A 22,782-nucleotide genomic window follows, 5' to 3' on the forward strand; every position below is an offset into this window, starting at 1 on the left:
GACGGTGTCGTGTCAGGCCGCTGGCGCGGTCGAGCTGTCGCCGGTCTCGTGGTCGGCGATCCAGCGCTCGGCGTCGAGGGCGGCGGCGCAGCCGGTGCCGGCGGCGGTGATCGCCTGCCGGTAGATGTGGTCGACCACGTCGCCGGCGGCGAAGACGCCGTCCAGGTTCGTCCTGGTCGATGGGGCATCGACGAGGACGTAGCCCTCATCGTCCAGCGTCACCTGGCCGCGGAACAGCTCCGAGCGCGGCACGTGGCCGATCGCGACGAACATGCCCGTCACGTCCAGCTTGTCGTCCGCGTCGGTCACCGTGTCACGCAGCCGGACGCCGGAGAGCTTGTGGTCGCCCTCCAGTCCGGTCACGACCGCGTTCCAACGAAACTTGATCTTCGGGTTCGCGGCCGCGCGGTCCGCCATGATGGCGCTGGCGCGCAGCTTGTCCCGGCGGTGGACGACCGTCACGGACTTCGCGAACCGGGTCAGGAAGGTGGCCTCCTCCATCGCCGAGTCACCGCCGCCGACGACCGCGATGTCCTGGTCGCGGAAGAAGAAGCCGTCGCAGGTGGCACAGGCCGAGACACCGCGGCCCAGCAGCCTGTCCTCGTCGGGGACGTCCAGCTTCCGGTAGGCCGAGCCGGTGGCGATGATGACGGTCTTGGCGTAGTGGACTTCCTCGCCGACCTTCACGACCTTCGGAGTGACGGTCAGGTCGACCTCGGTCACATCGTCGGGGATCAGCTCGGCACCGAAGCGCTCCGCCTGCTTGCGCAGGCTGTCCATGAGCTCCGGGCCCTGGATGCCTTCCGCGAAACCGGGGAAGTTCTCCACTTCGGTGGTGGTCATCAGCGCGCCACCCGCCGAGACCGCGCCCTCGAACACGAGCGGCCGCAGGTTGGCGCGCGCCGTGTAGATGGCCGCCGTGTAGCCCGCCGGGCCGGACCCGATGATGATGACATCCCGGACCCCGCTGTCCTGCGCTGTCACGCCCTGCTCCCTTCACATCGCGACCTAAGCCGCTGACACGCTAACCGCGCCGGGTTATCAGAGATTCCTGCCTGCACCGGGTGGCAGGCCGGCCGTCCACGCACCCTCGTCGGATGCCGCCTTCGGATGCCGCCTGCCGGCCTGGACCTCTCTATCAAGCCTTGGTGGTCGTTCCCGCGTACCAGGTGTCGTCGGCCAGGTGGCCGGCGTCGCAGCCGAGATCGACGACGGTCAGCTGGATTCGGTCCTGGCCGGGTGGGACGGTGCCCGGGGCCGCGGCGGCAGCTCCGCCCTGGCCGGCAGGCTCATCATCACTCGACGTCGCGGAGGTACCAGATTCATCCGTTATGTCTGATGTGTCTTGAATCTCCAGTACGACCAGCACGGCATCGCGGCCACGGTAGCTGACCCGGTCGATCGCCAGTACGGCGCCGAAGCTCGTCACGAGCTTCTCGTAGCAGCCGAGCAGCCCGGGGGTAAGAACCGCCTCCCACGCCGCCGGGCCGCCAGTGGCCTGTCCCAGGGCCGCCACGGGGGTGTCCAGGCTGCTGTAGCCGGCGAACGGTACGCGGCCGGCCAGCAGGTCCTTGGCGTGCTGGGCGACGGCGTCCGGGTCCAGCGGGACGCCGCTGTCGGCCACGCTTATCACCTTGCTGGCGACCGATGACCGCACCGACGGCGCAAGGGCCGCCTCGCCGCCCGCCGCCCCCGCCGCGCTGTCAGCCGCGGACATGGCCGCGCTCGAGCTGGCGAAGTGATCGGAGGAGGCGCTGTTGTGCCCCCAGACGGCGAACAGCCCAGCTCCGGCGGCCACGACCAGCAGGCAGACGGCGAGCAGCGCGAGGCGCTCGGGCCGGGTGGAGCGGGGGAGGACGGACGACCGGGCACGGGTGGGCGCGAGGTGTCTGGCGGTGGCGCCGTAGGTCGGTGGCCGGCGCGTCCGGCCGGGCGCGCGCCGCTCGGCTCGGCGGTCACGGTGGCCGTCCGATCCGGCGCGATCCGAGCCGGAGCCAGACGCCGGCGCCGGAGCCGTCGAGAGGGCGGCCTGAATGCGGCGGGCGACATCCGGCGGCATGGCCACGGGCGCGAGCCGGGAGAGCTCGACGCGGACGTTGCGCAGCGCGACCACGGCCCGCTGGCAGTCGGCGCAGGCCCGAACATGACGGTCGACGGAAGCCGGCGTGCGCTCGCCGTCCGCGTAGGCGTCCAACAGCTCGCCGTCCGGATGGCGCGACACCGGCTCACCGCGCGCGTCAGACCCCACCGTCCATCACCTCCCCCTTCTCCAAGACGGAGCGGACGGCCTGCTGGTTCCCCGGACGGAGATGCCCGAGCTGTTCCGCGAGCCGAGCCCGGCCGCGCGCGGCCCGGCTCTTGACCGTCCCGACCGGCACGCCAAGCGCCGCCGCGGCCTCGGCTACGGGCATTCCTTCGACGTCGACGAGCACGACGGCGGCCCGCAGCGCCGGTGGAAGCCGCGCCAGCGCCCCCTCGATGTCGAGGCGAAGCTCACCCTCGGCGTGCGCGTCGCGTGGGTCGGCTGGCTCGTGCTCGACCCCGTCCGGGCTGGTCGGCATCGGCACGGTCAGCGGGCGGGCGGCCTTGCGGCGCAGGCGGTCCAGCGCGGCGTTCACCGTGATCCGATGTAGCCAGGTGCGCACCGTCGACTCGCCGCGGAACCCGGCAGCGCGCCGGTGGGCGGAGAGCATCGCCTCCTGGACCGCGTCGGCCGCGTCCTCGGCGTCGTGCAGCAGCCTGTAGGCGACCGACCAGAGCCGGTCGGCGTTGGCCCGGAACAGCTCGGCGAACGCCGCCGGGTCGCCGTCGACATGCCTGCGCAGCAGCGCCGCGTCCGGGTCGTCCGACCACGCCGAGCCAGCGTCGGCAGGATCGGCCGGGGGCGACTCCGACTCGGCCGTGCTCTGAGCCTGGCCGGGTCTGGCGGGCACGCCGAGGGAGCTGCCTGGTACGGGTTCGCCGGTCTGGTCAGGCATCGCATGCGGCCGGGACGGTGCTCGCCGACGCCCAGGTCAGGACAGGAACTTGATCTCGGCGATCGAGCCCTTGTCCTTGCCGTCCGAGCCAGTGGGCACGTGAGTCAGCCACACCACCCAGTACTGCGCGGGCGCGGCGTCGGCCGGGATCTGGATCGTTACGGACTGGCCGGCGGTGCCAGTCTGCGCGGTTCCGACGATCGGGAACGCGCCGATGTCGGTGCCATCGGCGTTCGCGGCGTGCAGCTCGAAGGTGACCGGGGCGAGCGTCCCGACCGTGACCACTACCTGGCTGGGGTGCACTGGCTGCGCGAACGAGACCTTGAAGCCGACGCCGCTCTTGAGGCCGCCGAACTGGGCGCCGTTGTCCCGATGGTTATAACCCTCTGTCGTCCACTCGGTAGCCAGGTTCCCATCGGTCAGCAACTTGACCTGCTCGGGCTTCTCGTCGTACGGCGCGGATCCCTGCGGGTCGAAGGAGACAACACCGCTCGGTGTGAAGGGCTGGGCGGTGGTGCCTGTGGGAGACGAGGTCGGGTTGTCCGCGTTACCGCCGTCCCCTCCACCGCCGAGCTGGAGGGCGAGCACGATCCCGGCGGCGAGAATGGCGACCACCACGATCGCGATGATGATCGGAAGCGCGCGTCGCCGGGGCTGCTGCCGGTTGTCCGGGGCATGGCCCGAACGCGGCCGCTGGCCGCCGGTTCCGGCCGGCGGGTAGCCGCGCTGCTGTGGCGGGTAGCCGTTGTCGTCGTAGCCGCCACCGCGCCGAGGGCGGTCGTAGCCGTCGTCGTAGTCGTCCTGGTAACGCCCGCCTCGGTAGCCACCGTCGTCGTAGCCGCCGCGGCCGTAGTCGTCCCGGCTGGGGGTCGCGAAGCCCGCCGTCGACGGCAGGCTCGCGGTATCGGGGCCGTAGCCGTCCGAGCCGCCGTAGCCCGGCGTCATCGCCTCGGTGCCCGGTGGCTCGTCGCCGAACGTCATCAGGCCGGTGTCGTGCAGCGCCTCGACCGGGGTGACCGCCTCCAGCTCGGCGATCAGGTCGGTGGCCGTCGTGATCGGCTCGCCGGCCGACTCGTCGCCGCTGAGCGCGGCCATGGTGATCGCGTCCAGGTCGCGCGGGACCGTGTGGTTGAGCTGGCGCGGGCTCTGAAGGCGGCCGTACGTGCCGTAGGAGGCCGTTGGCAGGCCCGTGTCACCGGGCAACGGCCAGTAGCCCGTCAGGGCGGCGTAGAGCAGACCTCCGAGCGCGCGCACGTCGGCGGCCTCGGTGCCGGCGCGGTCCTCGCCGCCGGCCGGCGCCGTTCCGTCGATGGTCGCCAGCACGGCGCCGACCTCGAGGTCGATGACCTTGACCGTGCCGTGGCCGGAGATGATCACGTCACCGGGGCGCAGGCCACCGTGGCGCAGCCCGCGCTCGTGCGCGGCGGCGATCACGCGGGCCGCGCCGAGGACGACGGCCGCGGCCTGCTCCGGCCGCAGGGGGCCTTCCTCGGCGAGCTGCCGCAGGGTGCGGCCATCGACCCACTCGGTGATGACGTAGGAGACCTGGCCGTTCTCGGTGGTCGTCACGGTCGCGTCGTAGGTCGACGCGGCGCCCGGGTGGACCAACCGACCGGAGTTCACCGCCGCCGAGAGCAGCGACTGGGCGGCCTCATGGCGGGCGGGATCGTCGTCCACATGCTCGACGACGCGGACCGCGACCGGCCGGGTGAGTACCGTGTCGTCACCACGCCAGAGCGTGACCGGGCCGCGGGAGCTGAGCACACCGATGAGGCGGTAGCGGCGGTCGAGGACGGACTCCGCGAGCAGGGTGCCACCGCCCGCCGCGTCTGCCCCGGACGAGGCGTTAACTGTCACGTCGTTGTCGACGTCCGCGGACTGCGGCCGGTTGCCTGCCTCGACCACAACGCCTCCGTCGTCCCCAGCTACGTGGCGCCGTCGCCACTGCGCTCGCCCCACCAGCGGCCGACGATGCCAACGCCGCGCCGCCTGGTGGCGCACCCGATGGCCTCGTCTGCCCGCGTCACCCGCTTGGGCGCCACTTGACCTGAGTCTGGCGCACCCACGTTGGCTCTTGCTGGCCGTTTGGCGATGTTCCCAGATTAGTTTACGGGGATCGCCCCGATGGTTCTCTCAGCCCCGGCTGAAACGTCGGGAGACCATCCGCGTCAGCGCCCTGACCTCGGGGAGGCCCATCCGCGTGACCGTCCCGACGAACAGGGGCAGGCCGACCAGCGCGCCGACGAACACCGCGGTGAAGGAGCCGAGGAGCCCGTCGCCGAGGACGTCGCGCAGCCCGTGGGCGACGGCGCTGGCCGCCGCCGCGCCGATGCCGGCGGCGACGCCGATCCGGGCGAGCGTCGCGATCACCCGGTCGCCGTCCATCCCGCCGAGCCGGCGGCGCAGCAGCGCGACCGTCACGCACAGCCCGGCCAGGTAGCCGACGTTGAAGGCGAGCGCCAGCGCGATCGCCCGGTGCTCCGGTGGCAGGAGATGGCTCAGCACCACCGCGGCCAGCACGTTGATCGCCACCACACCGATGTTCACCAGCGATGGCGTCCGGCTGTCCTGATGGGCGTAGAAGACCCGCAGGTGCAGCTGGAACACGGAGAACGGCACCAGGGCTACGGCGAAGGCCGAGAGCGTGTCGCCGATGGCGACCGCCGAGTCGTGCTCGACGGCGCCGTGGTTGAACACGGCCACCGCGATGGGGCGGCCCAGCGCCAGCAGGAACAGCGCCGCCGGAACGATCGCGGTGAGGCTCAGCCGGGTCGCCGTCGACAGGTCGTCGAGCACCAGGGCGCGCTTCCCGTCGGCGGCGTGCGCGCTCATCCGCGGCAGCAGCGCGGTGATCACGGAAACGCCGATGATCGCGTACGGGAGCTGGAAGAGCTGGTAGCCGTAGGCGTAGATGACGTTGGCGGTGACGGCGGTCGACAGCCGGGTGATGACCACGTAGCCGGCCTGGCTGACGAGCACCCAGAGGACCGTCCAACCGGCGAGCCGAAGCGCGCTGCGTAGTCCGGGGTGGGAGAGATCCAGCCGCGGGCGGTAGCGGAAACCGACCTTGCGCAGTGACGGGAGCAACGCGATCGTCATCAGCACGACGCCGAGCGTCGTGCCGCCCGCGAGCACCGCGGTCTGCGTGCCGGTGATCGTCTTCGGGCCGGTGACCTGCGGCGGCCGCGGCCCGGAGATCACGTAGGTGAAGGCGACGCAGGTGGCGATGACGGCGAGGTTGTTCAGGACCGGCGTGAACATCGGCGCCGCGAACGAGCCACGCACATTGAGGATCGCGCCGACCGTCGCGCCGATGCCGTAGCAGAGGATCTGCGGCATGAACCAGCGCAGCATCTGGGCGCCGAGGTCACGCTCCGGACCCGGATGGCCGATGTAGCGGGCGACTATCTCGGGCGCCAGGACCATGCCGAGGATCGTCGCCCCGCCGAGCAGCAGGATCATCAGCGTCAGCAGCGACGAGGCGAACCGGTCACCGCCGTCCGGGTCCTCCTTGGAGGCCCGGACCAGGACCGGCACGACGACGCTGGTGAGGATGCCGCCGATCAGCAGGTCGTAGACGATGTTCGGGATCGTGTTCGCGACGTTGTAGGCCTCACCGACCGCCCCGGTGCCGAGCGCGACCGCGACCGCGATGGTGCGCAGGAAGCCGGTCGCCCGCGAGGCGATGGTGCCGAGCGCCATGACGCCGCTGGCCCGGCCGAGGCCGCCCTTCTTCCGGCCGCCGGCCGGCGCGGAGGACCCCGGCTGCGCGGCCTTCCGCGCGGGGCGCGGGCCCGTGCCCGACCTGGGAACCACCATCGTCTGGTCGGGCGTCCGGCCGGCGGCGCGGTCCGTCCGCGCCACCGGGCGATCCGGCGGCACCGGCCTGGGCGGCCGGGCCGGCCTGACCGGCTCCTGCGCGCGCTGGCGCGGCTGGCGCGGCGGCTCCGGCGGCGGGGTGCCACGGCGGCCACCGGCGCGGTGCGCGCCGAGCGGCCGCCCGTCGCGGCGGGAGACCGGCGTCGTCGGGCGCGCCTCGGCCCGCGGCGGCGTGCTCGGTGGCCCCCCCAGCCGGCTCGTCGGCCCCTGCGGTGAGACCGGGGGCGGCATGGAGGGCGTCGCGGTCGGCCTGGGCGTCGGCGGCGGTACCGGCGGTACCGGGGGTACCGAGCGCTGGGGCGGCCTCATCGACGGCGCGGGCGACGGGGGAGGCACCGAGGGCCGTCGCGGCCGCGCGGCCGGCGGGGGCGTCGACACAGGTGGGGGCGGTGGCACGGGCGGCGGTGGTGGTACAGGCGGCGGGGGCGTCCGCGGCGCGGCCGGCAGCCGGTGGGTCGGGCCCGCCGGGGCATCGCCGGGGTACCGGTCGTCCTGATATGGATCTTCGCGGTACCGCTCGTCGGCGCGACGGGGCCCGCGCGGGCCGTCGTCCGGGAGGTGCTCGTCCCGGTAACGGCCCTGGTACTGCCCGTCGCGGTAGCGACCGTCCCCGTACTGGTCCTCCCGGTACCGCGCGCCGGGACGGCGGGCGTCCCCGTAGCCGGCGGCATCCGGGTGCTCGGCGTCGGGGTACTGGTCGTCCCGGTAGGGCTCCTCGCGGTACAGGTCGTCCCGGCGGGTCGGGCCTGTCCCCCGGCGGTGCCGCGGCCCCGAGGGGCCGTCGGGACCGTCGGCCGGGCTCACGGCTCGCTCGGGTTGGCTGGCACCCCGCCAGCGTAGGCGCGTTGGGACTCGGTCCGTTGTGTTCCTGCCGCGTTCGCCTGGATCCGGCGCACGGGTGTTGTCGCCTGGTCAGTGGCCTCCGTGGCCCACGTCGGATGCGGCCCGGTTCCGGTGACGTCGGCCACTGCCGGGGGCTCGTCGATGGGCGGCCCACCGCTCGGCGGCCCGTTGGAGCCGCCGCCGTCGTGGCGACCTACGCCTGAGCGCCGGCGGCGCCGGCGGACCAGGCGCAGCAGGACCGCGGCGGCGAACAGCCCGACGGCGGCGTAGGTGATCGCGGTGGCGATCGTGCCGTAGGCGGTGGAGCGCACCAGGATCCGCGCCGGCTGGGTCGTCAGCCGTTGTTGGCCATCCGGCGTCAGCACCTGGACGAAGACGGGGAACGACCCCGCCGCGTCGGAGCTGACAGAGATCAGTACCTGCTTGACGCCACCCGGCTGGACGGTGACGGGAATCCTGGACGCCGAGCGCAGCCTGGTCTTGTCGTTGGCCGACAGGGACACCATGACCGTCATCGGGTACGCGTTGCCCTCATGGGTGTCGCTGAGGTTGTTCACGGTCAGTGGCACCGTGCCCTCGCGGCTGGTCAGGGTGACCTTGGCCGAGGCGACGACCTGGATGCCCGAACGGATCAGGTTGGTCCGGCCGTCGACCTCCTGGCTCAGTCGCACGGCACCGGGGCGGTCGGCGCGCCAGCTCACCGACAGCGCGGTCAGCAGCGTGTCCTTCATGGGCTTGACGACGGTCTCGCGCAGCTTGCAGTTCGGGGGGTTGGTCGTCACCACCGGGTTGGCCTCGGAGACGACTCGCGTGCACAGGACCGGGTCGAGCAGCGCCRCCTCGTCGCGCAGGTGCTCGACCGCCTCGACATAGGAGGTCGGGATCTCCCGGTCGGCCGCCCACTGCGGGTAGGTCGGCTCGCGGCGGGTGGTACCCGCGGTCGTCGTGGTGGCGGACGGTGCGGTACCCCCGGTCGAACCTCCAACCCGGCCCGCTGCCTCCGCCGTGCCCACGGGGTCGGTGGGCAGCACCGTCGGCTGGTAGAAGGGCTGGTAGCCGGGGTTCGCCTGCGCGCCGAGGGCCTGYAGCACCTGCCGGGCCACCTCGGCCGACGGGTTCCAGTCGCGGGGGAGCGCCAGCACGGTGAGACGGCTCTKGCTCGCTCGCTCAAGGGTGATCATGGCCAGCTCGGCGAGCACGTCGCCCAGGGCCTTCGGCTCGTTCGACTCGGCTGCTGGCGTCGTGACCAGCTCGGTCAGCTTCGAGTCGGCGGCGAGCGCGTGGATCGGGCCCGCCGAGGTCTTCTGGCTGGTGAGCGCGGTGGGGGTCACGTTCTTGCTGGTCGCCGGGATCAGCCGGTCGTCCAGGATGACGGTCGACATCCCGACGGTCTGATCGGCGAGGAACGCCAGCGTCGCGTCGTCGGCCAGTCCGTCCACGGGGTAGGCGACCTTCACGTTGGCTGAGACGTCGGGGCCGAGCACGTCGGCGACGACCGTGCGACCCGTGTTCACCGCCCAGTTGGCGTCGTAGAGCTTGCCCGCGTGGACGAGCGCGGCGAGGTCGACGTCGCCCCAGGGCAGCGCGAACACGGTGTTGCCAGGGGTCCTAGCGAACGCGCCCAGGTGGTCCAGGAAGGTGGCCGCGTCCGCGCTCGGAGGCTGTTCCCGCACGCCGCCCGGGCTCGCGTAGCGATAGCAGGGCGCGCGGACCGTCGTGCACACGGCCGCGATGTCGTCGTACGTGTCCCTGCCGGCCATCACCTGCAGGGTCTTCAACAGCGTCGGGTCGAGGGCGAGCGCGACCGTGGACCGCTGCCCGCTGGTCGGGGCGAGCGCCTCCAGCAGCCTGGCCAGCCGGCCAGCCGGCTTGATGTCCTCGGCCAGCCCGTTGTCGGTCAGCATCCCGTCCGAACGCAGTCTCGGGGGGGCCGAGATGGGCAGCACGGTCGAGATCGCGGTCGGCTTCACGGACGGCTGCGGCGGTGCCCAGACGAGGAACGTGTAGGCGGCGGCGATCAGGGTTCCCGACCTCATGACCGAGACCCGCATCGGATAGATCGTCAGCTGGGTCTTGCTCACCTTCTGATCCAGTTGGGCATCGAGCGTGAACGTGTGGTCGGGCGTGAGGGGCACCTCGCTCAGCGGGGCGCGGTAGGTGACGCTCGTCGGCTTGTCACGCACCTCTTCGAGCTTGGCGCGGCCGCCAACGCCACTGACACCACCGTTCATCACCGCCACCTCGACCACGAGATCCTGCCCCGAGTCCGAGGGCGCCAGGTCCACGTGTCCGCTCAGCGAGAGCGGGACCCCCGGAGAAGCGATCGGGACGTAGCTGTCCAGGACGACGCTGGTCTTCGTTACCGCCGCGGCCGCGCCCGTCCCGGCGCCCGTCCCCGAGCTGGCAGAAGCGCTCGAGGCGCCGGCGGAAGGCGTCGCCGTCCTGCCTGTGGATGAGGCTGTGGACAACCCTGTGGATGCTGTGGATGAAGCAGCTGACGGCGCCGCCGGCAGTCCGGTCAGCGTCGCCACCAGCGCCACCGCCGCCGCCAGGTACGCGGGCCGCCTGCCCACCCGCTGCCGGGGGCCGGAGTGGGTCACGCGCTGGCCGCCAGGAGCGCGGGAACGTCCTGCAGGAGCCGCCGTTCGTCGGCGTAGGCGAGCCGGCCGGCCACCTGGTCGAGCGGTACCCAGGCGACGGCGCTGACCTCGACGTCCGCGTCGGACAGCTCGCCGGCGGTGCGCAGCAGCAGGTAGTGGTGCACGGTCTTGTGCACGCGCGAGCGGCCCGCGACGAACCAGAAGTCGATGGTGCCCAGCGGCGCCACGATCTGCCCTGTCACGCCGGTCTCCTCGGCGACTTCACGGACCGCGGCCTCCTCGTTGGTCTCGCCGCCCTCGACGTGGCCCTTCGGCAGGGACCAAAGCAGCCGGCCGCGTCGATCCCGCCGGGCGATCAGAGCCGCGTTCGCGTGGCTGGAGCGGCCGTCCAGCACGAGACCACCGGCCGACGTCTCCTCCGTCCGGCGCAGCCGGCGACGGCCACGGGAGGAGGACGGCGCCGGCATAAAACGATCGTACGAGCATCGGATGAGCCGTCCCCGGCGACTGTCCGGCTTGTCCGAATGAGGGCTGGGGCAGGCGGACGCGGTTGGCGATGGTTGGAGCCGGTTCGGTGTCGATGCGGTGGTTGAGCTGGTGGCGAACCATGCGGATGGCGGCGGGGCGGATCGAAGCCGGTGAGACCGGACCCGGTGGGAACCGTGCGCCGCGCCGGTCCTGGTCATGATCAGAAAACCGGTGGGGGGCGCCGACGATGGCCGCTACCCTAGGCAGGTGTCTGTGATCAGTCTCGACAACCCGCGCGACTCGGCTGAGCGCGTGGTCGCCGGAATGCTGAAGGTACCGCCGCTCGCCGACGAGCTCGGGCGGATCTTCGCGGCGCACGGGCACGCGCTGCACCTCGTCGGCGGCACCGTCAGGGACGCGCTGCTGGGCCGCCTGACCGGGGTCGGCGGCACCAGTGGCGCCCCGGACCTGGACTTCACCACCGACGCGCGGCCCGAGCGGGTCCTGGAGATCACGCGTGCCTGGGCGGAGGCCACCTGGGAGGCAGGGATCGCCTTCGGCACCGTGGGGCTCGCCCGTCGCGGCGCCCGCCTCGAGGTGACCACCTACCGCGCCGAGAACTACGACCGTGACTCGCGCAACCCGACCGTCTCCTACGGCGACAGCCTCGAGGGCGACCTGGTCCGGCGCGACTTCACCGTCAACGCGATGGCGGTGTCGGTCCCCGACCACCAGTTCGTCGACCTGTTCGGCGGTATGGCCGACCTCTCCCGCGCGGTGCTGCGCACCCCCGGGCCGCCCGAGGTCTCGCTCGACGACGACCCGCTGCGGATCCTGCGGGCGATCCGGTTCGAGGCGCAGCTCGGCCTCGTTCCCACCCCGGAGCTGGTCGACGCGATGACGGCCCGGGCCGAGCGGCTGCGGATCGTCTCGCCGGAGCGGATCCGGGACGAGCTGCGCAAGCTGGTCGTCTCCGCAGACCCGGTCGGCGGTCTGCGGCGGCTGGTCGACGTCGGTGCCGCCGCCGTCACGCTGCCCGAGCTGCCGGGACTGCGGATGGAGATCGACGAGCATCACCAGCACAAGGACGTGTACGCGCACACCATGACCGTGCTGCGCCAGGCGATGGACCTGGAGGACGACGGCCCGGACGAGGTGCTGCGCTGGGCCGCGCTGCTGCACGACATCGGCAAGCCGCGCACCCGGCGGCACGCGCCCGGTGGCGGCGTCTCGTTCCACCACCACGAGGTGGTCGGACGGGACATGACCCGCAAGCGGCTGGTCGCGCTGCGCTTCCCCAAGGACGTCGCCGACGCGATCACGCTGCTGGTGTTCCTGCACCTGCGTTTCCACGGCTACGGCACGGGTGAGTGGACCGACTCGGCGGTCCGCCGGTACGTGCACGACGCGGGGCCGCAGCTGCGCCGGTTGCACAAGCTGGTGCGTTCCGACTGCACGACCCGCAACAAGCGCAAGGCGGCGATGCTCGCCCGCCACTACGACTCGCTGGAGGAGCGGATCGCGGCGCTGGCCGCCCAGGAGGAGATCTCCGCGATCCGCCCGGAGCTCTCCGGCGACGACATCATGGAGATCCTCGGCCTGCGGCCGTCCCGGCTCGTCGGTGAGGCGCGCCAGCACATGCTCGACTTCCGCTTCGACATGGGCATGGTCGGCCGCGACGCGGCCGTAGCGGAGCTGGTGCGCTGGGCCCGCGAGCGCGGCCTGGAGATCCCCAGCGAGGCCGCCGACGGCGTGGTGCCGTCCGGGTCGGCGCCCGTGCCCACGGGTGACGCCGAGGCCAAGGCCGAGGGGCAGTAGCCGGGCGGGTTACTGCTGGCGGCCGGAGACAGGCTCGTCGAGGACGTCGGCGGCGGGACGGGCGGCGGGCGGCCTGCCTGCCGCCTGCCCCGCCGCCGCCTGTCCCACCGGCACCGAGATGGCCGGGGATTCGTCCAGGGCCGGGCCAGCCGGCGCGCCGACGGCCCGGATCCGCATGTCGACCAGGTGGCGGCGGGCGGCGCGGTAGTAGACGACGCCCGCGAGCAGGTAGCCAAGGCCGGCGGCGACGATCGTCGGCGACGAACGGCCGTTCGTCGGCACTACGACGGCGGCCAGGGCGGCCGCGGCGACGAAGGCGACGTTGAACAGCAGATCGTAGAGAGAGAACGCGCGGCCGCGGTAGGCGTCCGGGACCTCCTCCTGGACGATCGTGTCGACGCAGATCTTGCTCGCCTGCGCCGAGAACCCGAGCAACAGGCCGGCGGCGACGAACAGCGGTGACGAGAACGGCAGACCGAGCACGATCTCCACCACGCCGCCGGCGACGAGCACGATCATGATCCAGCGGGCCTTGGGGATCCGGCCGGTGACCCTCGGGGTGACCACGGCCGCGGTCACCGTTCCGACGCCGCTGGCCGCGACGGTGACGGCGAGCCCGCCAAGCCCGCCGCCGGTTCCGGTGAAGTAGTTGCGGTACAGCAGGATCGTCATGACGAGCACCAGCCCGTAGGCCGCCCGGGAAGCGGTCAGCGCGGCCAGTGCCCGCCGTACCGGTCCGGTGCGCCAGAGCACCCGCGCTCCGTCGGCGAGGTCGAGGGCCACCTGGCGGAACTGGGTGGTGATACCGGCCCAGCCGATGATCTTCTCGGGGCCGAACATGTGCCGGTTCGCCAGCCGCGCGGCCGTCGTCGCGGCGCCGAGATAGGCGAGGCCGGCCAGGCCGGCCACCAGTGCGACCGAGGAGTCGCTGCCGCCCGTGAGGCTGCGCAGCCCGCTTCCGGCGCCCGCGCCGACCAGCGTCACCACCGTGCCCGACGTGACCGACAGCGCGTTCGCGCCGATCAGCCGGTCGACGTCGATCACTATCGGCAGGCMGGCGGAAAGCGCGGCGAGCACGAACCGGTTGACGCTGACCACGGCCAGCGCCATGACGTAGAAGTCCGCGCCGGTGTGGCCGGCGGCGATCAGCGTGACCAGGATCATCAGTAGCGCGGCCCTGGTCAGCGAGCACACAACCAACACCCGTTGGCGGGACACCCGGTCGAGCACGACCCCGGCGAACGGCCCGATGACGCTGAACGGCAGCACCACGATCGCCAGCGAGGCGGCCAACGCGCCGGGGGAAGCCGCTCGTTCCGGGGAGAACAGCACGTAACTCACGAGACAGGCCTGGAAGATCCCGTCGGCGGTCTGCGAGGTCAGCCTGGCGGCGTACAGCGCCCGGAACCCGGGCACGCCCAGCAGCTCCCGCAGTTTTCCGGCCCATCCCATAGCCCAGCAGCCTAGAAGCCGGTCGGGTGGGAAACGTGCGGGAGGTGCTGGTTGGGCATCCGTTCAGTGCCCGGGCGGCGGGGCGCGGGCGTGGTGTCCTGAGGGCTGGCGGAATCCGCGTCGCCGAGGGTGCCAGCTTGGGGCCCGTTGTCCAGGGGGCGGTCGACGACACCACTCTGTGTCATCGCGAGCCAGCCCATCGTCGTTCTGCGTCGGGCAACTGTCACGAAACGTGGCCCACGGGCGGGAACGATGGCCCAACTATGTCACAACGTGTGTTGAGGGTCGCGATGATCCTTCACTATGCGTTATGTTCGGCCTCTCGTCCCCGGAGGGCCGTGGTCGCGCCAGACAGTGGCGGGGCCCGGCGTCGCCGCGGACCCTTAACCGAGGCAGCCCGCGGAGGTCCCGCCCGATGGCCGATGCACGTCATCGTTCCCGTCATCGTGTCGCGGATGAGCGCTCCACCCGACCGGCGAGGATCCTGATCCCGGCGCTCGTGGTGCTGCTGTTGGCCGGCGGCGGCTACCTCACCGGCACCCGGCTGCTGGGCGGCAAGGGCGCGGGCGGTGCCTGCGCGGCGACGATGATGATCAGCGTGCGTACCGGGCCGGCCCTGACCACGGCGCTGACCCAGGCCGCCACGGGCTACAACAACGGACACCACCAGGTGCTCGGCAAGTGCGTCCGGGTCAAGGTGGAGACCGTCGACAGCGGTCAGACCGCGAGCGCGATCGCCGCCGGCTGGACGGACTCCGCCTACGGCGCGGCGCCCGACGTCTGGGTACCCGAGTCGGCCGACTGGATGGCGCTGGCGAAGACCAGCGCCGCCGGCGCCAAGATGCTCGGCGAGGGCGGGACGGTGGTGGCGAGCTCGCCGGTCGTGCTCGCGATGCCGCGGCCGATGGCCACCGCGCTCGGCTGGCCGGGCCGCCAGCTCAGCTGGGCCGACCTGCGGGCCAACGAGGGCTCGGCCTCGTTCTGGGCCGACCGCGGGCATCCGGAGTGGGGCACATTCAAGATCGGATTCCCCAGCCCGGAGACGTCGTCCGCCGGGCTCGCGGCGGTTCTCAACGTCGTCGCGAGCAACGTGGGCCAACCGTCGTCGGCCCTGACGGCGGAGCAGTTCTCCGGCGACCTGAACACCAAGGGCGCGATCCTCACCTTCGAGCGCGGCGCCGACCTGGTCACCGACTCGGACACCGACCTGGTCTCCGCCTACATCGGCTGGGGCAAGGATGCGCCGGCGCACATGTCCGCGCTCGTACTGCCGGAAAGCCTCGTCTACCAGGTGAACATGGGCACCGGCACCGCGACCGCGGACGACGCGGACGCGGACGCGGACGCGGACGCGCTCCCCGGCGGGCAGTACGGCCACGATCCGGCGGAGGTCCCGCTCGCCGCCGCCTACCCGACCGACGGTCTGGTCGTCGACGAGGCCACCTACCAGCCGCTGGCGCTGCCCGCCGGCTCCGACCGCGCGGCCGCCGCCCAGGACTTCCTGGCCGAGCTGACCGGATCTTCCGGCCAGGCGACCCTGGCCGCCGCGGGCTATCGCTCGCCTGACCGGACCAACTCCAGACTCACCGAGAAGGCGGGGTTCGTCCCGGCGCTACGGACCACGCCACGCACCGATCTCGACGGTAAGACGATCGACGGCGCCCGGCGCACCTTCCTGGGCATTCACCAGCGCGGTAACACTCTGGCCGTCTTCGACACGTCCGGGTCGATGGACCTGATAGTGCCGGAAAGCGGTGGCAAGACCCGGCTACAGATCGCCGTCGCGGCGGCGCATGCGGCGATCCCGCTGTTCGCCAAGGACAGCCGCCTGGGGCTTTGGCAGTTCTCGACCGGCCTCGACGGCGCCAAACCGTACCGAGATCTGGTGCCGGTCGGGCTGATGAGCGAGTCGGTGGCCGGTGTGCCTCGCGAGCAGGCGCTCCTCACCGCGATCGACGGCATGCGGGCGAAGGGCAGCACCGGCCTCTACGTGACCGCCCTCGCCGCGTTCCGAGCGCTGTCCGCGCAGTACGAGCCGGAGAAGCCCAACCAGGTCGTGTTGCTGACGGACGGACAGGACGAGGACAAGTCCAGCACGTTGACCCTCGCCCAGCTGATCCAGACGCTGAAGAACGAGTTCGACCCGAAAAGGCCCGTCCACATCATCACGATCGGTTACGGCGCGGACGTCGACCAGAGCGCCCTGAACCAGATCTCCGAGGCGACCGGCTCCAAGTACTACCCCGCCCAGGATCCCAACTCGATCTTCCAGGTGATGGTCAACGCCCTTACGGATCGTTAGGTTCCGTCCGGTCGTCAGTTCCGGTCCGGCGCGGCGCGACGAGCGGCGCGCCGGACCGGCGGGCCCCCGGTGCCGATGGTGTACCTCGTCACGAGGTGGTTCCAGCCGCACGAGGCGCACACCTCGACGACGTAGATCTGCAGATCGCTGAACCGGGCGGCCAGCTCGGGGAGGTCACTCGACGCCCAGGCCCGCCCGGAGGTCGAACCGAGTTCGTCGCCGTAGCTGTACGTGACATGCACGAGCGGCTCGCCGGGCTTCGGACGCTGGGGGTCGCCCGCGTGGCAGACCGGGCAGCTCTTGCTGGTCTGTTCGCCGTGGTGGCGCGCCGCCCGCAGCAGGTACGGGTTGGCGTCGCAGACGTCCTGCTGGGAGACCCGTCCGGCGTGCAGGTCGGCCAGCGTCGCCCGGCGGACGAGCGCGTAGTCGATGACCGACCGCGGTCCCATGCAGTCACGGTACCTCCGGCCCCCCACCGCTCCGCCATAGCCGAAATGAGCGCTTGTCGTGACGTTCGGCGCGAGCCGGGACCAGGCGGGCAAGCGGCGGCCCGATCCGCCAGGAGCTCCGGGTCCGTGCGTGACCAGGCCAGATAGATCGGGCGTCACTCGTGTGCCTCTGGCCGGACGCCAGTGAGACATCCCCTGTTGCCATGGTCGTCCCGACTCGTCTATGGTCGATGTATCGCCTCGATATGTTCGGACGACATGTTGAGTCGACATGTTGGGCCGACACAGTCGAGCCGACACAGTCGAGGTGAGAGGTCAGGGCGCGGAGCTGAGGCGCCCTGGCTGTTCCTGGCAGGTCAGACGGCGACGGCGATGCGGAGGGAGGGCACGCGGTGCTGGAGCTCGCGGTGCTCGGAATCCTCGCCGAGAGCCCGATGCACGGGTACGAGCTGCGCAAGCGGCTCGCGGCCGTGCTCGGCGCCTTTCACCGGTTCAGCTATGGCTCGCTGTACCCGGGCCTGCGCAAGCTGCAGGCCGAGGGCTACGTGACCGCCGACGACGCCGGCGCGGCGAGCCGGATCGGTGGGCGCAGCCGGGTCGTCTACACCCTCACCGCCGAGGGCAAGGAGCGGCTCGCGGAGCTGCTTGGCGAGGGCGGCCCGTCCTCGTGGGAAGACGAGATGTTCGGCGTCCGCTTCGCCTTCTTCGGCAAGACGGACGCCGCGGTGCGGCTGCGCATCCTCGAGGGCCGGCGCAACCGGCTCGAGGAGCGGCGCGAGAAGGTCCGCTCCGCGCTCTCGCGCACCCGGGAGCGGTTCGACACCTACACGCTCGAGCTGCAGCGCCACGGATTGGAATCCGTCGAGCGCGAGGTTCGCTGGCTCACCGAGCTGATCGAGACCGAACGCGCCCAGGCCCGGCCGGGGGCGGCGAATCTGGATCTGCCAGAGCCAGGGTCTCAACCCTCCGCGCAGCCGTCGGCGCCTCGGCCGCTCGTTCCGCCGCTGACGCCACCCCCTGCAACGTCCCAGGACCCCGACGGTGAGGTCCCAGGGGCCCGGTGAGCTTCGCCTGCCGGCGCGGCGCATCCRGTCCTGCACACATATTCCCGAGTAGTCAGAAGGAGCAGACCGTCATGGGTTCGGTTCGTGTCGCCATCGTCGGCGTGGGCAACTGCGCTGCGTCTCTCGTCCAGGGGGTCGAGTTCTACCGCGGCGCCGACCCGTCCGACCAGGTACCCGGGCTCATGCACGTGAAGCTCGGTGACTATCACGTCTCCGACATCGAGTTCGTCGCCGCGTTCGACATCGACGCGAAGAAGGTCGGCCGCGACCTGGCCGAGGCGATCGTCGCCAGCGAGAACAACACGATCAAGATCGCTGACGTCGCGCCGACGGGCATCACCGTCTCCCGCGGCCACACCTACGACGGCTTTGGCAAGTACTACCGCCTGACCGTCGAGGAGTCCGACGAGCAGCCGGTGGACGTCGTCGAGGTCCTGCGCTCGACCCGGGCGGACGTGCTGGTCTGCTACCTGCCGGTCGGCTCCGAGGACGCGGCGAAGTTCTACGCCCAGTGCGCGATCGACGCGGGCGTCGGCTTCGTCAACTGCCTTCCGGTCTTCATCGCGGGCGTCCCCGAGTGGGCCGAGAAGTTCCGTGCCGCGGGCGTGCCGATCGTCGGTGACGACATCAAGTCCCAGGTCGGCGCCACCATCACCCACCGGGTGCTCGCCAAGCTGTTCGAGGACCGGGGCGTCATCCTGGACCGCACGATGCAGCTCAACGTCGGCGGCAACATGGACTTCAAGAACATGCTCGAGCGCGAGCGGCTGGAGTCCAAGAAGATCTCCAAGACCCAGGCGGTCACCTCCCAGCTCTCGCACGACCTCGGCAAGGACAACGTCCACATCGGCCCGTCGGACTACGTCGCGTGGCTCGACGACCGCAAGTGGGCCTACGTCCGGCTCGAGGGCCGCGCGTTCGGTGACGTGCCGCTGAACCTGGAGTACAAGCTCGAGGTCTGGGACTCCCCGAACAGCGCCGGCGTCGTCATCGACGCCGTCCGCTGCGTGAAGATCGCCCTCGACCGGGGCGTCGGCGGCCCGATCCTGTCGGCGTCGAGCTACTTCATGAAGTCCCCGCCGGAGCAGTACCGCGACAGCGTCGCCCGGGACAAGGTGGAAGCCTTCATCCTCAACGAGGAGTAGGAACTCGGCGAGGAGTAGGAGACGGCCGCGCATGCGGTCGGTTACGCACGGCGACGAGGGCCGGGCATCCGGAGGGGGATGCCCGGCCCTCGTCGCCGTTTCGGCGCAAGTCAGCGCACCTGCCCGGCAAACCCGCCGCGAGGCAACTTCCCGATGGCCTGACGCGTCTGCCTGGGAGGCGTCCGGTGCCGGACGCTGGGTTTTCGGGCTCCGGCCACCGCCTGGACGACAGGTGACCGGGGCCTGAGGACGACAGCGCGGTAGAGGCAAGTGATCGGGGCAGGGGTGCCTGCCGGGGCGGTCGGGCTGGCATGAGATCCTGGGCTGCCATGTACCGAACGCGACCGAGCCTCCTACCTTGCCCCGGTCGCGGTGCGGGAAGGACGGGACGGCTTTGAGCCTGCCGAACGATCAGGAACCGGTCCGTCGGCGCCCAGCGCCCCCAGCGGGCGGCTACCTGGATGACGCCGCCGGCGGCCCACGCGACTATGACGGCCGTGCTCGCCCTGGACGACCTGACCGGTATGAGCGGCCGGACCTCGACGAGTTGCCGGGCCGGCCCGACCGTATGGGTCGGCCCGAGCGCGCGGACGAGACGGCCCGGCCCGAGCGGCCGGTCGCCGGCCGTGGCCCGCGCCCCGGCCCGAACGGCGGTCCCCGCCCGGTGGGCGCTCCCAGAGCGGGTGCTGCCCCCGGCCAGACTGGCGGCGCGACCCCCACCGGCCGCCGGCCGGTCGCCGGCCGCGGAGACCGGACCGGCGCCCGCGCCGCGGCCGGCGAGCAGCCGTCGGACCGCCCGTCCTATMACCCGCGCGCCACGGCCAACCGCGCGCGCGGCGGGGCCACCACCACCATGGCCGTCGACAGCAGGACGCGGGGGGTCTCCGACCGGGGTCGCCGGCCGATGCACCCGGCCGAGCAGGACGCCCTCTACGACACCGTCGACCAGGCCGCGCTCAGCCGGATCGAGCTGAGCGATCGCGACGACCAGGCCACCACCTATCGCCGCGTCGCCTCGGACGGCGCGACCCAGGTGGGGCCGCGTCGGCCGGCGGGCTCCGGCAACCACCGCCGCCCGGCGGGCCCGGACGGTCTGACCGGTCCCGACGGCACCGGTCCCAGGCGCGCCGCCGCGGCGGCGGGCGCCAAGCCGGGGCGCAGGCTCGGCACGCATGGGCCCAAGTGGTGGCGGGCACGGCCGCTGTGGCTACGTCGGCTGGTGGTGTTCGGCTCGCTGTCCAGCGCGCTGCTGGTCGTCGCCGGGCTCGCGATCCTGTACTCGATGACCAAGGTGCCGCTGCCCGACGAGATCAAGACCGGCGACCAGACCTCCGTGATCTACTACGCCGGCGGCCAGCAGGAGCTGGCCAGGATCGGCACGGTCGACCGCCAGAACGTGCCGCTGTCGCAGATCTCCAAGGACGCCCAGCACGCGGTGCTCGCCGCCGAGGACCACAACTTCTACAACGAGCCGGGCATCTCGTACCGCGGTATCGCGCGCGCCATGGTCGCCAACGTGAAGGGCGGCGGTGTCCAGCAGGGCGGCTCGACGATCACCCAGCAGTACGTGAAGAACGCCTTCCTCACCCAGGACCGCACGTTCTCCCGCAAGATGAAGGAGATCGTGATGGCGGTCAAGCTGGACCAGAAGTACTCCAAGGACCAGATCCTCGAGTTCTACCTGAACACGATCTACTTCGGGCGGGAGACGAACGGCATCGAGGCCGCCTCCCAGGCCTACTTCGGCAAGCCCGCCAGCCAGCTCACGGCCGCCGAGGGCGCCGTCATCGCGGGCCTCATCCGCTCGCCGAACAACCTCGACCCGAAGAAGAACCCGGACAAGGCCAAGCAGCGGTGGAACGAGGTCATCAACACGATGATCTCCGAAGGCTGGCTGAAGGAGAAACCGGCCTACCCGGAGAACGTCCTGGACAAGAAGAACAACTCCAACAGCTCCGACCAGGGCAGATACATTCAGGACCAGGTCATCCGCGAGCTCGAGGCGCACGGCATCTCCGAGGACCAGGTCAGCACCGCCGGGCTGCGGATCACGACGACGATCGACTACGGCCGCCAGGCGGCGGCCTTCAACGCGGTCAACAGCGTGATCGGTCCCGTCTACCCGAAGCTGTCGAACCTGAAGACGGGCCTGGTCGCCGTCGACCCGAAAACCGGCAAGGTACTGGCGTGGTACGGCGGCTCGTTGTACGGCAAGAGTCCGACGACCGGCCAGGAACAGTACCTGGACAACGTCTCCGGGGCGGCGATCCCGTCCGGCTCGACCTTCAAGGCCGTCACCCTGATAACGGCGCTGAGCAACGGCGCGAGCCTGAAATCGACATATGAGGCGCCGGACGAGGTGACGCTGAAGGGCACCACGACGGAGGGTGACTACGTCGTCCACAACGACGAGGGCGATCCCAACTTCCGGTACACCGATCTCGCCACCGCCACCGCGGCATCGCTGAACACGGTGTACGTGCCACTCGGCCAGAGCATCGGCGTCTCGAAGGTCATCGCGATGGCGAAGGATCTGGGCGTCACGTCCCCACTGGACAACGTCGCCGGTGTCACGCTCGGCCAGGACTCGGTGCACGCCACCGAGATGGTCTCGGTCTACAGCACGCTGGCCAGCGGTGGTGTGCGCACGACCCCGCACATCGTCGACAAGGTCCTGAACAATGACGRCCACGTCATCTACCAGGGCCAGTCGGAAGCGGCGACCGTCCTCCCCCCCAACGTCGTCAACGACGCGACGTACGCGCTGGAGCAGGTGATCGCGAGCCCGAACGGCACCGGCAAGACCAACGCGAAGCTCGCCGATGGCCGGCAGGCCGCCGGCAAGACCGGCACCGTGCAGGAGTACCRCTCCGCCTGGTTCTGCGGCTACACAGCGGGCTCGAACAACATCGCGGCCTGCGTGAACATGTTCCGCGGAGACGCCAAGGTCGACAAGGACGGCCATCCACTGCCGGACCAGTCACTGGCGCATGTCGCCGGTGCGATCACGGGCCCGGGCGTCTACGGCGGGGACTGGCCGGCGAAGATCTGGAAGGTCTTCATGGACGCCGCGCTCAAGGGCCAGCCGGCCGAGAAGTTCGATCCGCCGGTCTACGGCGGCGAGATCACGAACGCCTCCCCGTCGCCGACCCCGACGCCCGACCTGCCGACGTCGCCGACCGACGGCCAGCTGCCCGGTCTGCCCGGCATGACCTACAACCCGCTGGACCCGCTCGGCATCAACCGCGGCCGGGGGACCAACAGCGGCACTAGCGGAGACGGCAGCGGTAACGGCGGTGGCAACGGCGGCGGTGACGGCACGACCGAGACCGCCGCCCCCACGCCCAGTCCCACCCCCGCCGGGGGCGGCGGAATCTTCCACGTCGGATAGGGATCCGGACCGGGGACGGCGGATGGGCTGACCAGGGAGAAGCCGGTGGCGGCGGCGTGCGCCGTCGCCGGCCTTCCTGGCCGCCGCCGTCGGCCCTCGAAGGGTGGCCGACCGGGCGGCGGCAGACGGGCGAGCCCGCCAGCCAAGGTGCAGGCATTGTCGGAGTCAGGATCGCCGGAGTCAGGGCGGACCGGAGCGTGTATCACAATGGGCGCATGACAGCGGGGCGCGGATGAGGCGGCCGGTATGACGACCCCCGACGCACCGGTCACCGACCGGGCTATGACGGCGGACGAGGCGGTGAGCCCCAGCCTCGAGGATCCGATGGCGCGGGGCGCGAGCGAGCTCATCGGTGGGCCGCCGGGGCGGCACGCGGTGCTGCCCGACCGGTGG

At 71.7% G+C, this 22,782-nt stretch carries 15 protein-coding genes; 6 read left to right on the top strand and 9 right to left on the bottom strand.

The features are described from left to right. Positions 1-12: 12 nt before the first annotated feature. The 5 genes from trxB to murJ all read right to left on the bottom strand — a co-directional run bounded on the left by trxB (position 13) and on the right by murJ (position 6,680). Positions 13-984: a thioredoxin-disulfide reductase gene (gene trxB, locus BCD49_RS07995; RefSeq protein WP_007511663.1), complete on the bottom strand. Its 972-nt coding sequence runs from the start codon at positions 982-984 to the stop codon at positions 13-15. A 154-nt stretch (positions 985-1,138) separates the two neighbouring features. Next, positions 1,139-2,248 carry an anti-sigma factor family protein gene (locus BCD49_RS08000; RefSeq protein ID WP_007511660.1) on the bottom strand — a complete coding sequence of 370 codons (1,110 nt, stop codon included), beginning with the start codon at positions 2,246-2,248 and terminating at the stop codon, positions 1,139-1,141. Further along, the gene (gene sigM, locus BCD49_RS08005; protein WP_007511658.1) at positions 2,238-2,978 is read right to left on the bottom strand and encodes an RNA polymerase sigma factor SigM; all 741 of its coding nucleotides are present in this window, start codon (positions 2,976-2,978) and stop codon (positions 2,238-2,240) included. The genes BCD49_RS08000 and sigM overlap by 11 nt, the downstream gene beginning before the upstream one ends. A gap of 36 nt (positions 2,979-3,014) precedes the next feature. Further along, on the bottom strand, positions 3,015-4,883 hold the full coding sequence (locus BCD49_RS08010) for a protein kinase family protein (RefSeq protein ID WP_007511656.1): 1,869 nt from the start codon (positions 4,881-4,883) through the stop codon (positions 3,015-3,017). Positions 4,884-5,111: 228 nt separating this feature from the next. After that, positions 5,112-6,680: a murein biosynthesis integral membrane protein MurJ gene (gene murJ / locus BCD49_RS40420; protein WP_035924386.1), complete on the bottom strand. Its 1,569-nt coding sequence runs from the start codon at positions 6,678-6,680 to the stop codon at positions 5,112-5,114. On the opposite strand from murJ, the gene BCD49_RS44905 reads away from it, so the two are divergent. Then, a complete protein-coding gene (locus tag BCD49_RS44905; protein WP_035924384.1) occupies positions 6,679-7,353 on the top strand; it encodes a hypothetical protein in 675 nt (224 codons plus the stop codon). The genes murJ and BCD49_RS44905 overlap by 2 nt on opposite strands. Positions 7,354-7,657: 304 nt before the next feature. On the opposite strand, the gene BCD49_RS08030 is transcribed toward BCD49_RS44905, so the two are convergent. Further along, complete coding sequence (locus tag BCD49_RS08030) at positions 7,658-10,300, bottom strand: DUF6049 family protein (RefSeq protein ID WP_335341680.1); 2,643 nt, start codon at positions 10,298-10,300, stop codon at positions 7,658-7,660. Next, a complete protein-coding gene (locus BCD49_RS08035; RefSeq protein ID WP_027140303.1) occupies positions 10,297-10,767 on the bottom strand; it encodes an NUDIX hydrolase in 471 nt (156 codons plus the stop codon). Before BCD49_RS08035 ends, BCD49_RS08030 begins: the two co-directional genes overlap by 4 nt. 217 nt (positions 10,768-10,984) lie before the next feature. On the opposite strand from BCD49_RS08035, the gene BCD49_RS08040 reads away from it, so the two are divergent. Further along, a complete protein-coding gene (locus BCD49_RS08040; RefSeq protein WP_007516954.1) occupies positions 10,985-12,586 on the top strand; it encodes a CCA tRNA nucleotidyltransferase in 1,602 nt (533 codons plus the stop codon). A 9-nt stretch (positions 12,587-12,595) separates the two neighbouring features. Here BCD49_RS08040 and BCD49_RS08045 read toward each other — a convergent pair whose 3' ends face one another. Continuing rightward, a complete protein-coding gene (locus tag BCD49_RS08045) occupies positions 12,596-14,038 on the bottom strand; it encodes an MFS transporter (protein ID WP_083401334.1) in 1,443 nt (480 codons plus the stop codon). Between the two features lie 415 nt (positions 14,039-14,453). Here BCD49_RS08045 and BCD49_RS08055 point away from each other — a divergent pair, with 415 nt between their 5' ends. Beyond that, a complete protein-coding gene (locus BCD49_RS08055) occupies positions 14,454-16,340 on the top strand; it encodes a substrate-binding and VWA domain-containing protein (RefSeq protein WP_007516952.1) in 1,887 nt (628 codons plus the stop codon). Between the two features lie 14 nt (positions 16,341-16,354). Here the strand turns inward: BCD49_RS08055 and BCD49_RS08060 are convergent, their stop codons facing one another. Then, positions 16,355-16,789, bottom strand: a complete 435-nt coding sequence (locus tag BCD49_RS08060) for a DUF5318 family protein (protein ID WP_007516951.1) — start codon at positions 16,787-16,789, stop codon at positions 16,355-16,357. Between the two features lie 392 nt (positions 16,790-17,181). Between BCD49_RS08060 and BCD49_RS08065 the strand changes: the two genes are divergently transcribed. The 3 genes from BCD49_RS08065 (at position 17,182) to BCD49_RS08075 (ending at position 22,389) form a co-directional block, all read left to right on the top strand. Continuing rightward, positions 17,182-17,853 (top strand): PadR family transcriptional regulator, encoded by a 672-nt coding sequence (locus BCD49_RS08065; RefSeq protein ID WP_007516950.1) that lies wholly within the window; start codon positions 17,182-17,184, stop codon positions 17,851-17,853. A 71-nt stretch (positions 17,854-17,924) separates the two neighbouring features. Continuing rightward, positions 17,925-18,998, top strand: coding sequence for an inositol-3-phosphate synthase (locus BCD49_RS08070; RefSeq protein WP_007516949.1), 1,074 nt, complete (start codon positions 17,925-17,927; stop codon positions 18,996-18,998). A gap of 394 nt (positions 18,999-19,392) precedes the next feature. Continuing rightward, on the top strand, positions 19,393-22,389 hold the full coding sequence (locus BCD49_RS08075) for a transglycosylase domain-containing protein (RefSeq protein ID WP_241832278.1): 2,997 nt from the start codon (positions 19,393-19,395) through the stop codon (positions 22,387-22,389). Positions 22,390-22,782: the final 393 nt, after the last annotated feature.

The organism is Pseudofrankia sp. EUN1h, assembly GCF_001854645.1.
Taxonomy (GTDB): Bacteria; Actinomycetota; Actinomycetes; order Frankiales; family Frankiaceae; genus Pseudofrankia; species Pseudofrankia saprophytica.

Coding starts and splice junctions, on each gene's coding strand:
- sigM (WP_007511658.1), bottom strand. CDS start 2,978: ATGCCTGACCAGACCGGCGAACCCGTACCAGGCAGCTCCCTCGGCGTG.
- BCD49_RS44905 (WP_035924384.1), top strand. CDS start 6,679: ATGACGCCGCTGGCCCGGCCGAGGCCGCCCTTCTTCCGGCCGCCGGCC.
- murJ (WP_035924386.1), bottom strand. CDS start 6,680: ATGGCGCTCGGCACCATCGCCTCGCGGGCGACCGGCTTCCTGCGCACC.
- BCD49_RS08035 (WP_027140303.1), bottom strand. CDS start 10,767: ATGCCGGCGCCGTCCTCCTCCCGTGGCCGTCGCCGGCTGCGCCGGACG.
- BCD49_RS08040 (WP_007516954.1), top strand. CDS start 10,985: ATGATCAGAAAACCGGTGGGGGGCGCCGACGATGGCCGCTACCCTAGG.
- BCD49_RS08055 (WP_007516952.1), top strand. CDS start 14,454: ATGGCCGATGCACGTCATCGTTCCCGTCATCGTGTCGCGGATGAGCGC.
- BCD49_RS08060 (WP_007516951.1), bottom strand. CDS start 16,789: ATGGGACCGCGGTCGGTCATCGACTACGCGCTCGTCCGCCGGGCGACG.
- BCD49_RS08070 (WP_007516949.1), top strand. CDS start 17,925: ATGGGTTCGGTTCGTGTCGCCATCGTCGGCGTGGGCAACTGCGCTGCG.